The following is a 15,960-nucleotide window of genomic DNA, read 5'->3' on the forward strand; positions in this document are numbered from 1 at the left end:
ATACTTTACTAATGGATTACATGGCAGAACTTTCCATCCAAGATATTCAGACCAATCCTTATCAACCTAGGCGACACTTTTCGGATTCTGCCTTGACAGAATTGAGTCAATCAATTAGTGTCAACGGCCTCATTCAACCCATTATTGTCCGAAAATCGCCCATTACTGGTTATGAATTACTTGCAGGGGAACGGCGCCTTCGCGCCTGTCAAGAGCTAGGATGGACCACCATACCAGCACTGGTTAAGGACTTAACCAATTCCCAAATGATGGAACAAGCAATTATCGAAAATCTCCAACGGGAAGACTTGGATCCTATCGAGGAAGCCCTTGCCTTTCAAAAACTGGTAGAACATGGACTAACCCACGAAGATATCGGCCAGCAATTAGGAAAATCTCGACCTTATATCTCAAATAGTCTGCGTCTCCTGAAATTAGCCCCAGGTCTACAAGAAGCGCTTAGCCAGGGCACCATTAGTCCAGGTCACGCTAGGCTCCTCTTGGCTTTTAAAACAGAAGAACAGCTGCACTATTTGCAGCAAGTCATCGAGAAGGGATGGACAGTTCGACAGCTAGAAAAAGAACTGAAAAATCCGCAGTCCCCAGTAACTAAGAAGCCCAAGGATCCCTTTCTCTCCGAAGAAGAACGCAAGCTTCAAGAGATCCTAGGCACGCGCATCCAGATTAAACAAGACAAAAATAACCAGGGAAGTATCACAATTTACTTTGATTCCCTGGATGAATATGACCGAATTATCCACATGCTGAAATAGGCATGTGGATTTTTATTTTTTCCCCACAACATTTCTCACAGGCTACTCCCAGGATATTCAAAGCTTTCCCAAGTAATTCACACCCTGTGGAAAACTATTAACAAACAGGTGGATTACTTTCCACAGCTTGTGGAAAACTAGGCTATGTGGTATAATTTTTCTAATTGATTTTACACAAGAAAGGAATCGCTATGAACAAAAACGAAGCATTTTGGCAGCGGTTTTTAGAGTTAACCAGAGATTCCAAACAATCAGAAGTTATCCAATTTTTTGTTGAACCCGCAGAATTGGTTTCGGTGGATGATCAAACCGTCACCATTTACTTAGACAACTCAGCAAAAGCAGACTACTGGGAAAACAATATCCAATCCAATTTGATCGTTGCTGGATTCGAAGTCTTTGACAGGGAATTAAAAGTCGAATATGTCTTTGAAAAACCAAATCCAACTTTTAACAGTGATAGTCCAACTTTTAGAGCCCCTATTCGAGAACAATCTTTTACAGACACTGGACTCCAAAGTCGCTATACTTTTGAAGATTTTGTTTTAGGAGAAGGCAACAAATTTGCCTTTTCAGCCAGCATGGCTGTTGCCGAAAGTCCAGGTAATACCTATAATCCACTCTTTCTACACGGAGGACCTGGATTAGGAAAGACACATCTGATCAATGCAATCGGAAATTTTTATTTTGGTGTCTTTCCTGGTAACCGAGTTCTCTATATATCCGCTGAGAATTTCATGAATAATTTCATCGATTCCATCCGCTTGATGACAACAGATGAATTTAAAAAAAGATTCCGAACTCTCGACCTATTAATTATCGATGATATTCAAGCCTTAAACAAAGAAAGTATGGCATCGACCCAAGAAGAGCTTTTCAATACCTTTGAAGCTCTGTACAAAGAAGGGAAGCAGATTGTCTTTACTAGTGACCGCCCTCACACTGAGTTAAAGGGAATAGCTGATCGCCTAACCACACGATTTGCTTGGGGTCTGGTATGTGACATTACCCCACCAGACTACGAAACCCGGATTGCCATTTTAAAATCCAAGACAGAGCACTCACCATATAGATTCCCAACCGAAACCTACGAATATTTAGCCAATCAATTTGACAACAATGTCCGAGAAATTGAAGGAGCCCTTAATGATATCAAGCTGACCGCACAAGTTGAAGGAATCACTGAGATTACTGTGGAAGTCGCAGCAAAGGCTATTCGGTCCAGAAAAGAAGACACGCGCCGTATTTCACGCGTTATTCCAATTGATACCATCCAAGAAGTAGTAGGAAAATTCTATGGCATAAGCCTTAAAGAGATTAAAGGAACCAGCCGTAAGCAAAATATCGTTAAAGCCCGTTCTGTAGCCATGTACCTCAGCCGCGAATTGACCGACAATTCAACCCCTAAAATTGGTAAAGCATTTGGAGGAAAAGATCATACAACGGTCATGCACAGTCACAATAAAATCAAAAAGCAAATCGAAGAAGACCAAGCCCTTCAGATCGAAATATCCGAATTAAAGAAAAAAATAAAATAATACTTAACTAATTTCAAAATCAGAATACTCGCGGAATTTCAGAAAAATGACGAGGAAATCCCATGATGATAGCTCAACAGGTGTAGGAGACCTATTGAATATTAAGGATAAGACTTGAAAGCACGCAATCAGTAAGTTCATCAAAGAGGCTTAACTAAGTCACATTTTGAAATGCAATGAGTATAACTCCCTGTGAATAACTCAAAAACTTATCAACAAGTTATCCACAGGTTGTGCACAAGTCTATTCACTTGATGGACAATGGATTGAGCCTTTTATCCACAGTATCCACAAGCCCTACTACTATTATTAAATAATAATCACTAAAAAATAAATAAAGGAGATTCCATGTTACAATTCTCTATAAACAAGAATTTTTTTCTACAAGCCCTTAACACAGTTAAACGTGCTATTAGTTCTAAAAATGCAATTCCAATTCTTTCAACCTTAAAAATTGAAGCTCATGCTGAAGGAGTCATCTTAATTGGTTCCAACGGGCAAATTTCTATCGAGAATTTTATTCCTGTTGAGCAAAAAGATGCTGGACTTGTTGTTGATCAACCAGGCAGTCTTCTTTTAGAAGCTACATTCTTTATTAATGTTATCTCTAGCCTTCCTTCACTTGAATTAGATTTAAAAGAAATTGAAAATAAGCAGCTTTTGCTTAAAAGTGGAAAATCAGAGATTACCCTAAAAGGAAAAGACAGTAACCAATACCCACGTATCCAAGAAATTCCAACCAGTAATCCACTTCTATTAGAGACAAAAGTCCTTAAAGAATTGATTTCCGAGACAGCTTTTGCTGCAAGCTCTCAAGAAAGTCGCCCAATTTTAACAGGGGTTCATTTTGTTCTTGATGAAAATAAACAATTGAAAACAGTTGCAACAGATTCTCATCGTCTCAGTCAAAAAATTATCCAACTAGAAAATGCTGGTGATGCTTTTGATGTGGTGATTCCAAGTAAATCTCTGAAAGAATTTACAGCAGTATTTGGCGATGAAATTACATCCATTGAGGTTTTCTTTGCTCAAAATCAATTGCTCTTTAAGAGTGAATACATTTCATTCTACATCCGCTTACTAGAAGGGAATTATCCGGATACAAACCGTTTAATTCCAACAATGTCCAATAGTCAACTTACCTTCAACGTGGTACAGCTACGCCAAGCCATGGAACGGGCTCGACTTTTGTCCAATGCAACTCAAAATGGAACAGTGAAAGTGGAAATTAAAGACCAGACTGTGCGTTCCTATGTTAACTCTCCTGAGGTAGGACAAGTGGATGAAGAATTGGAAGTTTTGGCCATTGAGGGAGAAGACTTGAGCATTAGCTTTAACCCCAACTATATGATTGAGGCCTTAAAAGCGATTAAGTCTGAAGAAGTTATTTTGAGCTTTATCTCCCCTATTCGACCTTTCACTCTAAAAGCAGCTGAAGAAGATCAATTGATTCAATTGATTACTCCTGTTCGAACAAATTAGGAGGTTCTATGTACCAAGTTGGAAGCAAGGTCGAAATGAAAAAGCCACACGCTTGTTTGGTCAAGTCCACTGGGAAGAAAGCTAATGATTGGGAAGTGAGGCGCGTGGGAGCCGATATCAAACTTCAGTGTCGCAATTGCCAGCATCTAGTCATGATGAGTCGGCATGACTTTGAAAGAAAGCTTAAGCGGGTGGTTGAAGAATAAATTCAAGAGGGGATGATAGTCAAGCGAAGATTCGTTTGAACTTACCCCTCTTTTTAATTTTTGATATAATGGATTGGATGACTGAGAGCAGAAATTATAATCTACAAAAAGAGTTGCTTTCACTTACATGAAATGAGGAGAAAAAGATGGCTTTAACAGCAGGAATTGTTGGCTTACCAAATGTTGGGAAGTCGACCTTATTTAATGCGATTACAAGAGCAGGCGCAGAGGCTGCCAATTACCCCTTTGCAACAATCGATCCTAATGTTGGTCGAGTTGAAGTGCCAGATGAGCGACTTATCAAATTGACCGAGTACATCAAACCACAGAAAACCGTACCAACGACATTTGAGTTCACCGATATTGCAGGGATTGTTAAAGGGGCATCAAACGGCGAAGGTCTGGGGAATAAGTTTTTAGCCAATATTCGCGAAGTGGATGCGATTGTCCATGTGGTCCGTGCTTTTGAGGATGAAAATGTTATGCGTGAACAAGGACGAGAATCTGACTTTGTGGATCCGATGGCGGATATTGATACCATTAATTTAGAGCTAATCCTAGCGGACTTGGAAAGCATTAACAAGCGCTATGCGCGTGTTGAAAAAATGGCTCGAACCCAGAAAGACAAGGATTCTGTAGCGGAATTTGCAGTCTTAGAAAAAATCAAACCTGTCCTAGAGGATGGTAAATCTGCGCGAACCATTGAATTTAGCCCTGAAGAAGAGGCTATTGTGAAAGGTCTCTTCCTCCTCACCACAAAACCAGTTTTATATGTGGCTAATGTAGATGAAGATCAAGTAGCTGATCCAGATGCAATTGAATATGTGCAACAAATTCGTGCTTTCGCAGCAACAGAAAATGCAGAAGTGGTGGTTATCTCAGCTCGCGCGGAAGAAGAAATTTCTGAATTAGAGGAAGAAGACAAGGCAGAATTTCTTGAAGCTATGGGCTTGAATGAATCAGGTGTCGACAAATTAACTCGAGCTGCTTATCATCTACTCGGACTCGGAACCTATTTCACAGCTGGTGAAAAAGAAGTCCGGGCCTGGACTTTTAAACGCGGCATGAAGGCTCCGCAAGCAGCTGGCATTATCCACTCAGACTTCGAAAAGGGCTTTATCCGTGCTGTAACCATGTCCTACGATGATCTTATGACCTACGGTAGCGAGAAAGCTGTCAAAGAGGCTGGTCGCCTCCGTGAGGAAGGAAAAGAATACATTGTCCAAGACGGTGACATCATGGAGTTCCGCTTTAACGTTTAATCAATTCAAGAACCGAGGTTGGCCCTACTCCGACCTCTTTTCGTATTGGAGGAATTATGACAAAACTCATTGTTGGCCTGGGAAACCCAGGCTCTAAATACCAAGGTACACGCCACAATGTTGGATTTCAATTTGTAGATCAAATTGCCCAAAAAGAAGGCGTAATCTTTAAAGAAGATCGGATTTTTCAGGCCGAACTTACCTCTTTTTTCTACCAAGGAGAAAAGATTTATTTAGCTAAACCAACTACTTTTATGAATAAAAGTGGATTGGCGGTTGAAGCTCTCCTGGCTTATTACGGGTTAAGGGCAGAAGATTTAATCGTAATTTATGATGATCTCGACATGACTGTTGGCAAGGTAAGACTTCGGGCAAAGGGATCAGCAGGGGGTCACAATGGTATCAAAAATATAATCCACCTGCTAGGTCACTCTGATTTTTTACGCTTTAAAATCGGAATTGGAAGACCAGCTCCCCAACAATCTGTGCCCAACTATGTCCTAGGTAAATTTAGTACGGACGATCAGATTGCCATCTCAGAAGCTCTAGAACGGGTCACAGAGGCTTTTTACTACTATCTGGATACAAGGAACCTAGAAGCAAGTATGAGGTGCTACAATGGCTAAACAGAACCTGATTTCTCTATTTGAACAAAATCAGCAAATTCAGGACTGGCTTGACGGATTTGATCCTAGCTCTCGGCAATTGGTGCTTGGCCTATCTGCGACCAGTAAAGCCTTGGCGCTAGCTAGTCTTCTTGGCAAGAAAAAAGCGAAAATTGTTACCATCGTAGCGAGCACGGTCGAGGCGGAGCGCCTGGAAAGTGACCTGATTGCATTGGTAGGGGAGGAAAAAATTTACCGCTTTCTAGCAGAGGATGTGGCCGTAGTGGAGTTGGCTTTTTCTTCTAAGGAAAGAGAGTACACCCGAGCTCAGACTCTACAATTTTTGCAAGAGGAAGGGGAAGGCATTGTGATTGCCAACCTAGCGGCTCTAGGACTGCGTCTTCCTGATCCACGAGCCTATCGTGCCTATAGCCAGACTTTGACAGTAGGCATAGCCTATCCATTTGAACAGATACTAGATCAGCTAAATGAGATGGGCTATACCAAAGTGGGACAGGTCACCCAAGAAGGGGAGTACAGTCAGCGGGGAGATATCTTAGATCTTTTCCCTTTGGGCCAAGAGCTTCCTTATCGTTTAGAATTTTTCGGAGATGAGTTAGACAATCTCCGCACCTTTAGTCCGGAACACCAACGCTCCCAGGAAAAAGTTGAGTCTATTTTGATTCAACCTGTCCGTAGCCAACTTGTTGGAGAAGAGGACTATGAACGAGCTGAAGCAGCATTTTTGGACTTGATGAAAAACCAAAGTCGTCCTAGCCTCCTATCTTATTTGCAGGAAATCTTAGCATCTATTCGGTCGCGATCCTATCACGAAGCCTTTCCCAGCTTTCTCCAGTATTTCTATGAGGGAGAATGGTCTCTTTTAGACTACCTTCCTAAGAATAGTTTGGTGATTTTCGATGAATTCCAAAGGTTGACAGATAAAAAAGCTCAGCAAGAGTTAGAAGTTGCGCAATACTTGACAGATCAATTACAAGTTGATAAAGCACTGTCAAGACAGCTCTATTTCTTAGATTCCTATTCTAAGTGGCGACTTTACAAGCCAGCTAGCTTCTTTTCTTATTTACAACGTGGATTTGGAAATTTGAAATTAAGTGGATTGCACCAGTTTCAAGAATTCCCGCTTCAAGATTACTTCAGTCAACTACCACTGATTAAAGACGAGCTCTTACGCTTCCAAAAATCAGGCTATACAATTGTACTTGACATAACCTCTACAGAGCATTTACAAACTTTACAAGAAACTTTACAAGATTACAACTTGACAATTAAAACTGTGAATAGCGATGAAATCAGAGAAAACGAGATCCAATTCTGTAAACTTGGCCTCAGTCAAGGTTTTCAATTGCAGGATCAAAAGTTATTACTAATAACAGAAAAGGAATTGTTTCAAAAGAAAACCAAACGTCGGGTTCGCCGTCAAAACATAAGCAATGCGGAGCGCTTAAAAAGTTACCAAGAATTAGAAAAAGGCGACTATGTTGTCCACGCTATTCATGGGATTGGACAGTATCTTGGAATCGAGACCATCGAAGTGTTAGGTAGTTACCGGGATTATGTAACAGTTCGTTATGAAAATGGAGATCGAATTTCCTTACCTGTTGATCAACTGGATTTACTCTCCAAATATATAGGAAGCGAAGGTAAGGCACCAAAACTCAATAAATTGAATGATGGGCGCTTCCAGAAAGCGAAACGAAAGGTTGAGAAGCAGGTTCAAGATATCGCTGATGACCTACTGAAACTGTATGCAGCGCGTGCTCAATTAAAAGGCTTTGCCTTTTCTCCGAATGGTCCAGATCAAGAAGACTTTGACCAGGACTTCCCTTATGTCGAAACAGATGACCAGCTCAAGAGTATCCAAGAGATTAAGGAAGATATGGAAAAGGATAAACCTATGGACCGCCTCTTGGTGGGGGATGTTGGGTTTGGAAAAACAGAAGTTGCCATGCGAGCTGCCTTTAAGGCTGTTCAAGACCATAAACAGGTGGCAGTTCTGGTTCCTACCACCGTCTTAGCCCAACAACATCTGGTCAACTTTCAAGAACGTTTCGCTGAGTTTGCTGTGGAAGTCGATGGACTGAGTCGATTTAAGACTAAGAAGGAGCAGGCAGCTACCCTGGAGAAGTTAGCTAAGGGTCAAGTTGACATTATCATCGGAACCCATCGCCTCTTGTCCAGTGATGTCACATTTTCCGATCTTGGCTTGATTATTATCGATGAGGAACAGCGTTTTGGCGTCAAACACAAGGAAAAATTGAAGGAATTGAAAAATAAGGTGGATGTCCTAACCCTAACTGCTACTCCAATTCCTCGAACCCTCCACATGTCTATGTTAGGAATCCGTGACTTATCAGTCATTGAAACGCCACCAACCAACCGTTATCCAGTACAAACCTTTGTGATGGAAACCAATCCACAGGTAATTCGAGATGCGGTTCTTAGAGAAATAGAACGGGGAGGTCAGGCCTATTACCTCTATAATCGTGTGGACACAATTGAACTTAAAGTTGCTGAATTACAGGAACTCATACCAGAAGCTTCCATTGGCTATGTCCATGGACGAATGTCAGAGGTACGTCTGGAAAATACCCTTCTTGATTTTGTCAACGGAGTCTACGATCTCCTGGTTACCACAACCATCATTGAAACGGGTGTTGATATCCCCAATGCTAATACGCTCTTTATTGAAAATGCAGATCACATGGGGCTATCCACTCTCTACCAGTTGAGGGGACGAGTTGGTCGTAGTAACCGTATTGCTTACTCTTATCTCTTTTATCGACCTGATAAAAGTTTGAGTGAAGCGTCAGAGAAACGCTTAGATGCCATCAAGGGCTTCACAGAATTGGGAAGTGGATTTAAGATTGCCATGCAGGACCTATCAATTCGAGGAGCTGGAAATCTATTGGGCAGTTCCCAGAGTGGCTTTATTGACTCTGTTGGATTTGAACTTTATTCCCAATTATTGGAAGAAGCCATTGCCAAGAAGCAAGGGAAGATTCAGGCCCAGCAAGGAACCAATGCGGAAATCTCCCTGGGAATCAATGCCTATTTACCATCCGACTATATTCAGGATGAACGCCATAAGATTGAAATTTACAAGCGTATTCGACAAATCCGAGGGGAAGAGGATTACCAAGAACTTCAAGAGGAGTTGATGGACCGCTTTGGAGAATATCCAGACCCAGTGGCGTATTTATTAGAAGTTGGGCTATTGAAAGCTTACGCTGATCAGATTTTTATTGAAAATATCCTTTTGAAAAAAGGGGCTATCCATATACGATTTGCTACGAAAGCCGCTCGCTATTTCTTGGCCCAAGATTATTTCCAAGCACTGTCGCAAACCACTATTAAGGCACAATTAAGTGACATGCAAGGAAAAATGGAAGTGATCTTCAACTTACATCAGGAAAAAGATTATGAAATTCTAGAGGCCTTGCTTCAGTTCACGCGCTTCCTAGCCCAGGAACTTAAAGAAAAACTCAAGGACTTAGAGCAGGTCTCTGGTCAAAACGTGTTACAATAGAAAAAAAGGAGAAAGATTTATGCGCTTAGACAAATACCTCAAAGTATCTCGTTTAATCAAACGTCGTCCTGTAGCAAAGGAAGTGGCGGACAAGGGACGAATCAAAGTGAATGGCGTTTTGGCTAAAAGTTCGACCGACTTAAAAATCGACGATATCGTGGAGATTCGCTTTGGTCATAAACTTGTCCGGGTGAAGGTCTTAGAGATGCTAGATAGTACCAAAAAAGAAGATGCTTCTAAGATGTATGAACTATTAGAAGAAATAAGGATAGAAGAAGATGCCTAGAAATGTCCTCCAAATGAAAAACGCCTATATTGAGGAGGAAGCTTCGCAGCGTCGGAATGACCATGATGGACGACGCCAGCGTAATCGCTTTATAGGCTGGGTTCTGATTTTGGTTGTAATTTTGTTTATTCTTCCAATCTTTAATCTGGCAAATACCAGACAGGTTTTGGAACAAAGACAAAAGCAATACCGAGAAATGGACCAACAATACCAACAATTAGAAAAGGAGGAGGAGAGATTGGCGACACTGGCTAAAAAGCTAGAAGATGATGACTATGCCAGCAAGTACATGCGGGCCCGTTACTACTACTCTAAAGACGGCGAGACCATCTACACGATTCCAGATCTCCTACCTAAATAATGGAAAAATCCCAACTCATGAAAAAAGTGGCTCTATTTCTCCAACATTCTGAGGATAAGCTAACAGAACTGGAAGAGAAGAATAAGGCCTATTATTTACTAGAACATGTTGAAGACAAGTAAGCATCCCTGGGTGATTTTACCTGTCCTTGCTTGGTTTACCTCCTGGCCATTCGTCAATTTGGATCCGGCTGAGAAACTTAATCTGGCCCCAGAACAAGCAGCAGCTCTCTTCCAAGTATCTTACAGCTTGTTATACACGGAAATCCCGGAAAATCCAGTAGCTACAGTGGATATGGTCAGTTTCAAAGACCAGGATTTGACCCAGGTCGCAAAATCCTGGTCTTCGAATCAAGCTCTGCTGATTCAAGATTTGCTCTACCGGGATGATGGGACCCCGCTGTTTCAACTGAAGGACGGCAGCTTTATCTTAGCAAGCCGTTCTTTCATTTATTCAAATCAGCTGTTGCATGAAGAAGACTACGAAGGACTTCTTTGGCTCCAGCCCGATGCAAAATTTTATAAGGAAGTTCCACAGGATCAAAGCAAGATCAGCAAAAGGAACTATCAAGCTTATCAACCTATTAAAATTGTTAAGAAAGTGACCTATCCTCGAACTGAGTATGGCGTGACGGACAAGGGGGACTATGTTGACTGGTCCTCGCTCAGTCAGGAGGACAATCGCATGCAGAGGGTTCAAGAGCTACTAGATGAGAAATACCAGGATGAGAATGTGGGTATCTATGTTCAGCAAGTGGAGACTAGTAAGGTGGCAGGGATTAATCAGAATAAGACGATGTATTCTGCTAGTATTACCAAGCTTCCCTATCTTTATTACGTGCAGGAACAAGTTCTTGAAGGGAACTTGAAGTGGACAGATCGGGTGAAGTATACCAAGGAAACTGAAGATTATGACGGAGCCTATGATCCTGCGGGAACAGGAAGTCTCCCCAAGGAACCCAATCAAGAATCCTATAACTATAAGGAGCTGGAGGATAAGGCTGCAAAAGAATCGGATAATGTAGCCCACAATATCCTGGGCTATTATGGAACGGATAAGTCGAGTCCAGCTTTTCAAAAGGCCATCAAGCAGATTGTAGGGCAGGAATGGGATGTTGTAGACCGAGAGGTCACCCCGGAGATGGCCGGCCGGCTCATGGAGGCTATCTACCTACAAAACGGTGAGTTACTTTCAATGTTACAGCAGACTGCATTTGATGACCAGCGGATCCCCCGAGACCTTCCAGTTCCTGTGGCCCACAAAATTGGTGATGCGGATGCCTTTCACCATGATGCGGCTCTGGTCTATGCTAAATCCCCCTATGTCCTGGTTATCTTTACGGAAAACAAGGACAATGAGCTGATCTCCAAGATTTCTAAAGATATTTATGAGGTACTAAAATGACTATGGAAACTCTAATCCTGGAGCATGTCTGTAAGGAAGGCTACTTTCAAGACCATTCCAAGGTATTACTGGCCTTATCCGGGGGCAAGGATTCCTTATATTTACTCAGTTTCCTTTACCGTAATCGGGATGAGCTAGGCCTGGATTTGGGTCTGGCTCATGTTAATTATGGGCAGCGTCCGGAAGCTGACTGGGAAAAAGAGTCCCTGAGACGTCTAGCCCAGGAGTTAGAACTACCCTTCTATAGTCGCTCCTTTACGGGAGATTTCAGCGAGGCTGAGGCGCGTGCCTTTCGCTATGACTTCTTTGCTGAAATCATGGCGGAACAGGGGTATACTGCCTTGGTAACTGGCCACCATCGCGATGATCAGGTAGAGACCATTCTCATGCGTTTGATTCGGGGCAATCACTTGGAAAATCTCACGGGCATGCAGGAATGTCAGGATTTTGCTGGAGGCCAGCTGATTCGACCACTTCTAAACTTTGCGAAGGTGGATTTGCCTCAGGAAGTTTATTTCGAAGATGCCTCGAATAATAGTCCACTTTATTTTCGCAATCGTGTCCGTCACAAGATTCTTCCAGATCTGCGCCAGGAGAATCCCCAGCTAGATACAGGTCTTCTACGACTCTCCCAGAAAGTAGAGCAGCTTTATAGCCTTTTGAACAGTCTGACGACTCCCTTAGATCCTCTTCATTTGGAAAAATGGAAAGAAGAGTCAGAAGCCTTGCAAATTTACCTCTTAGAACAGTACTTAAAAAACTATCCCCAGTTCCCTCGGGGACCTGAACAAGTGGAGAAGCTGGCTCATCTGCTTCGAAAAGAGGGCAGTCAGACTAGCTATTTAGGTCAGGGATATTGGTTAGATAAGCGCTACAATCAATTTTCACTGACCCAGACCCCCCCAGCTCGCTTTGACTCGCAGTCCTTTTGGTTAGAACCGGGTCAAGTAACTGATTTTGGCCCCTTTCATTTTTCCTTCGGAAAAAAACCTAAAGGGAGTATCTTAGCGGAAATAGAGGTTGAGGAGAGACCTGTTCTGTTGCGTCATCGCCAGGAGGGAGATGTCTTTGTCTGGAGGGGGATGCGGCGTAAGTTGAGACGATGGTTTATCAATGAAAAAATCCCAATCCAGGAGCGGGACCAGGCCGTGTTGGTTTTACAGGATGAAAAGATTCAGGGAATTCTCAATACTCATGGTCCATGTTTGAGTATCCAGAATGAACATGGTATAATGAAGGCTAGAATTTATGTCCAAAAGATGGATAAAGAATAGGAAATGAATATGTTAGATCAAGATATCAAAGAAGTTCTCATCTCCCATGAGGAAATTGTTGCGGCTGCCCAGAAACTCGGCCAAACTTTGGCGGAGGAATATATGGATAAAAATCCTGTATTCATTGGGATTCTAAAGGGTTCAATTCCTTTTATGGCGGAATTGATAAATCATGTGGATGCGCATTTGGAAACAGATTATATGGCTGTGTCTAGTTATCAAGGAGGAACTGCCAGCACTGGTGAGTTGACAGTGGTCAAGGATTTAGCTGCAGATATTGAAAATCGACATATTGTGATCATCGAGGACATTATAGATTCTGGTTTGACCTTGGATATTTTGAAAAAAATGTTCTTGGAACGCAAGCCAGCTTCCCTTAAGATTGTAACTCTTCTAGATAAACCAGAAGGCCGTAAGGTTGAGATTGATGCGGACTATTCCTGCTTCACAATTCCAAATGAATTTGTAGTGGGATTTGGTTTGGATTACCAAGAAAATTACCGGAATCTCCCTTACATTGGAATCTTGAAAGAGGAAGTTTACAAATAAATATAAAAGGAAACGAATATAGATGAAGAAACAAAACAACCGTTTTTTCGGTCGTAATCCTCTGGCCTATATCTTCGTAGTTGTTGCTTTAATCACCGGTTTCCAATACATCTTTGGAACTAGCTCATCTGCCCAAACGCAGCAAATTAGCTTTACTGAGTTGACCAAGCAATTGGAAGACGGAAATGTCAAGGATTTGAGCTACCAACCAAATGGTAGCGTGATTGAAATTCAGGGTACTTATAAAGAAGCACAAGAAGTAAAAAACGACTTAGGTGTTCAATTTTTCGATGCCAGCTCTACCAAGGCTGAGAATTTCTCCAGCATTATTTTGCCATCGGAAGCTAATATCTCTCGGATTCAGGATTTAGCACAGGAACAGGGCGCAGACCTCAGTATTAAACGGGAAAGTTCAAGCGGTGCTTGGATTCAGTTTTTGATTAGTATCGTCCCATTCATTATTGTACTTTTCTTCTTTATGACCATGATGAACCAGAATGGTGGCGGCGCCCGTGGTGCTATGAACTTTGGCCGTAATCGTGCCAAAGCTACAACTAAAGAAGACATCAAAGTGCGCTTTGCGGATGTTGCTGGTGCCGAAGAAGAGAAACAAGAATTGGTTGAAGTTGTAGAGTTCCTTAAAGATCCAAAACGCTTCACCAACCTTGGAGCACGGATTCCTGCTGGGGTCTTGCTTGAAGGCCCTCCAGGAACCGGTAAAACTCTCCTAGCTAAAGCGGTCGCTGGAGAAGCAGGTGTCCCATTCTTCAGTATTTCCGGTTCAGATTTTGTGGAAATGTTTGTCGGTGTCGGTGCGAGCCGTGTCCGTTCCCTTTTTGAAGATGCTAAAAAAGCTGCACCTGCTATCATTTTTATTGATGAGATTGATGCTGTTGGCCGTCGCCGTGGTGTCGGCATGGGCGGGGGAAATGATGAGCGCGAGCAAACTCTTAACCAACTCTTGATTGAGATGGATGGTTTTGCTGGTAACGAAGGAATTATTGTTATTGCAGCAACTAACCGGAGCGATGTCCTAGATCCAGCTCTTCTTCGTCCAGGTCGATTTGACCGCAAGATTTTGGTTGGTAGACCAGACGTCAAAGGTCGTGAGGCTATCCTTCGCGTCCATGCTAAGAACAAACCGCTTGCAGCCGACGTTGATTTGAAATTGGTGGCTCAACAAACCCCAGGTTTTGTGGGTGCAGACCTAGAAAATGTCTTAAATGAGGCAGCTTTAGTTGCCGCTCGTCGTAATAAAAAGGAAATTGATGCTTCCGATATCGATGAGGCAGAAGATCGTGTGATTGCTGGACCATCTAAAAAGGATAAAGAAGTCTCCAAACGCGAACGGGAAATTGTGGCCTACCATGAGGCCGGACATACCATTGTTGGTTTGGTGCTTTCCAATGCACGTGTTGTGCACAAAGTAACCATTGTACCACGCGGTCGCGCAGGTGGATACATGATTGCACTTCCAAAAGAAGACCAATCTCTGCTATCTAAAGATGATATGAAGGAACAATTGGCTGGATTGATGGGAGGACGTGTAGCCGAAGAGATTATCTTTGGTGTCCAGACTACTGGTGCTTCCAATGACTTTGAACAAGCAACTCAATTGGCTCGGAGCATGGTCACAGAATATGGAATGAGTGAATTGCTTGGCCCAGTTCAATATGAGGGTAGCCATGCTATGTTGGCTGGCCAAGTCAGCCCAGAAAAATCAATGTCTGAACAAACGGCGCGTGAGATTGATCAAGAAGTCCGTAAGCTATTGGTAGAAGCTCACGAAGCTGCTCGTAAGGTCATTGAGGAAAACCGTGAAAAACATGCATTGATTGCTCAAGCCCTCCTAGAACATGAAACCTTGGATAGCCAAGAGATCAAGTCCTTGTATGAAACTGGTCAAATGCCAAGCAATCAGGAAAAGGAAGAAGGGGACGTTCATCCTCTATCTTTCGACGAAGTCGTATCTAAAATGGAATCAGATACCGAAAAGACATCTGAAACCACTAAAGACTAGGTCTTCAGCTATTAAAAATTTTCTGATACTTGAAATAAAAGAAGAGCTACTCTCTATAAAGTGAAGCTGTGTGGAAAAATTCCATGCAGCTTTTTTGAGTATGACGGCCATGTCGTACATCTGAGGTGCAAGTCCTCTGCGGGCACCTGCTCCGGTGAACCCAATAGCGACTCCCAAGCCTGACTATCGTGAGGTAGCGGGGAGAGGAAGAGATAGCAAAATCGTGGCACTACGAACAGAAACGTGATATTAAGGCATACATAGTCTTTTATTTGAAAATAACACAGTAAAAAAGCGCAAAAAAACACTATCTGTGTTATACTTAAGGTGAATATATTTAAAAATGTCTTAAGGGTGTTGCCGCATCCCTAATGCTCTTGCTGCTTCATAAGTTTGATGTGTTTTCAAAAGTTTGTAGACAATTCTTAGTATCTTATGAGCACAAGCGATAACAGCCTTCATCTTACTTCCTCTTTGGGAAACTCTATTGTATAAAGATGAGAAAGCTGGATCTTTGGAGTGTCCTGCTATCATACCCGAGATCGTTAAGGCATGTTTTAAGTATTTATTTCCTTGCGTTATTCGCGAGGATTTTTTAATACCAGCACTTTCATAGGAACCTGGACATAGACCAGCCCATGAGGCTAGGT

General features: G+C 42.4%; 14 protein-coding genes. 13 read left to right on the forward strand and 1 reads right to left on the reverse strand.

Annotation, left to right across the window (positions count from 1 at the left end; genetic code table 11):
• Positions 1-11 precede the first annotated feature (11 nt).
• From I2503_RS04870 to ftsH, 13 genes are all read left to right on the forward strand, one after another.
• Positions 12-773, forward strand: a complete 762-nt coding sequence (locus I2503_RS04870) for a ParB/RepB/Spo0J family partition protein (RefSeq protein ID WP_196967226.1) — start codon at positions 12-14, stop codon at positions 771-773.
• A gap of 191 nt (positions 774-964) precedes the next feature.
• Positions 965-2,311 (forward strand): chromosomal replication initiator protein DnaA, encoded by a 1,347-nt coding sequence (dnaA, locus tag I2503_RS04875; RefSeq protein ID WP_196092143.1) that lies wholly within the window; start codon positions 965-967, stop codon positions 2,309-2,311.
• Between the two features lie 348 nt (positions 2,312-2,659).
• Entirely contained in the window at positions 2,660-3,793 is a 1,134-nt protein-coding gene (dnaN, locus tag I2503_RS04880) for a DNA polymerase III subunit beta (protein WP_196092142.1), read from the forward strand.
• A gap of 8 nt (positions 3,794-3,801) precedes the next feature.
• Positions 3,802-3,999, forward strand: coding sequence for a DUF951 domain-containing protein (locus tag I2503_RS04885; protein WP_196092141.1), 198 nt, complete (start codon positions 3,802-3,804; stop codon positions 3,997-3,999).
• Between the two features lie 146 nt (positions 4,000-4,145).
• A complete protein-coding gene (ychF, locus tag I2503_RS04890; RefSeq protein WP_196092140.1) occupies positions 4,146-5,261 on the forward strand; it encodes a redox-regulated ATPase YchF in 1,116 nt (371 codons plus the stop codon).
• 56 nt (positions 5,262-5,317) lie between these two features.
• Entirely contained in the window at positions 5,318-5,887 is a 570-nt protein-coding gene (gene pth / locus I2503_RS04895; RefSeq protein WP_196092139.1) for an aminoacyl-tRNA hydrolase, read from the forward strand.
• Positions 5,880-9,416, forward strand: a complete 3,537-nt coding sequence (gene mfd / locus I2503_RS04900; RefSeq protein ID WP_196967227.1) for a transcription-repair coupling factor — start codon at positions 5,880-5,882, stop codon at positions 9,414-9,416. Before pth ends, mfd begins: the two co-directional genes overlap by 8 nt.
• 19 nt (positions 9,417-9,435) lie before the next feature.
• Positions 9,436-9,702 (forward strand): RNA-binding S4 domain-containing protein, encoded by a 267-nt coding sequence (locus I2503_RS04905; protein ID WP_196092137.1) that lies wholly within the window; start codon positions 9,436-9,438, stop codon positions 9,700-9,702.
• On the forward strand, positions 9,695-10,063 hold the full coding sequence (locus I2503_RS04910; protein WP_196092136.1) for a septum formation initiator family protein: 369 nt from the start codon (positions 9,695-9,697) through the stop codon (positions 10,061-10,063). Before I2503_RS04905 ends, I2503_RS04910 begins: the two co-directional genes overlap by 8 nt.
• A 105-nt stretch (positions 10,064-10,168) precedes the next feature.
• Positions 10,169-11,467, forward strand: coding sequence for a serine hydrolase (locus I2503_RS04915; RefSeq protein ID WP_196967228.1), 1,299 nt, complete (start codon positions 10,169-10,171; stop codon positions 11,465-11,467).
• On the forward strand, positions 11,464-12,741 hold the full coding sequence (gene tilS, locus I2503_RS04920) for a tRNA lysidine(34) synthetase TilS (protein WP_196967229.1): 1,278 nt from the start codon (positions 11,464-11,466) through the stop codon (positions 12,739-12,741). The genes I2503_RS04915 and tilS overlap by 4 nt, the downstream gene beginning before the upstream one ends.
• 9 nt (positions 12,742-12,750) lie before the next feature.
• Entirely contained in the window at positions 12,751-13,290 is a 540-nt protein-coding gene (gene hpt, locus I2503_RS04925; protein WP_196092133.1) for a hypoxanthine phosphoribosyltransferase, read from the forward strand.
• 22 nt (positions 13,291-13,312) lie between these two features.
• Positions 13,313-15,310 carry an ATP-dependent zinc metalloprotease FtsH gene (gene ftsH, locus I2503_RS04930; protein WP_196092132.1) on the forward strand — a complete coding sequence of 666 codons (1,998 nt, stop codon included), beginning with the start codon at positions 13,313-13,315 and terminating at the stop codon, positions 15,308-15,310.
• Positions 15,311-15,658: 348 nt separating this feature from the next.
• Here the strand turns inward: ftsH and I2503_RS04935 are convergent.
• Positions 15,659-15,960: transposase (locus tag I2503_RS04935; protein WP_196967230.1), on the reverse strand; the 302-nt coding region annotated here is incomplete at its 5' end.

Origin of the sequence: Streptococcus sp. NLN64, from assembly GCF_015831295.1 — a bacterium.
GTDB lineage: Bacteria > Bacillota > Bacilli > Lactobacillales > Streptococcaceae > Streptococcus.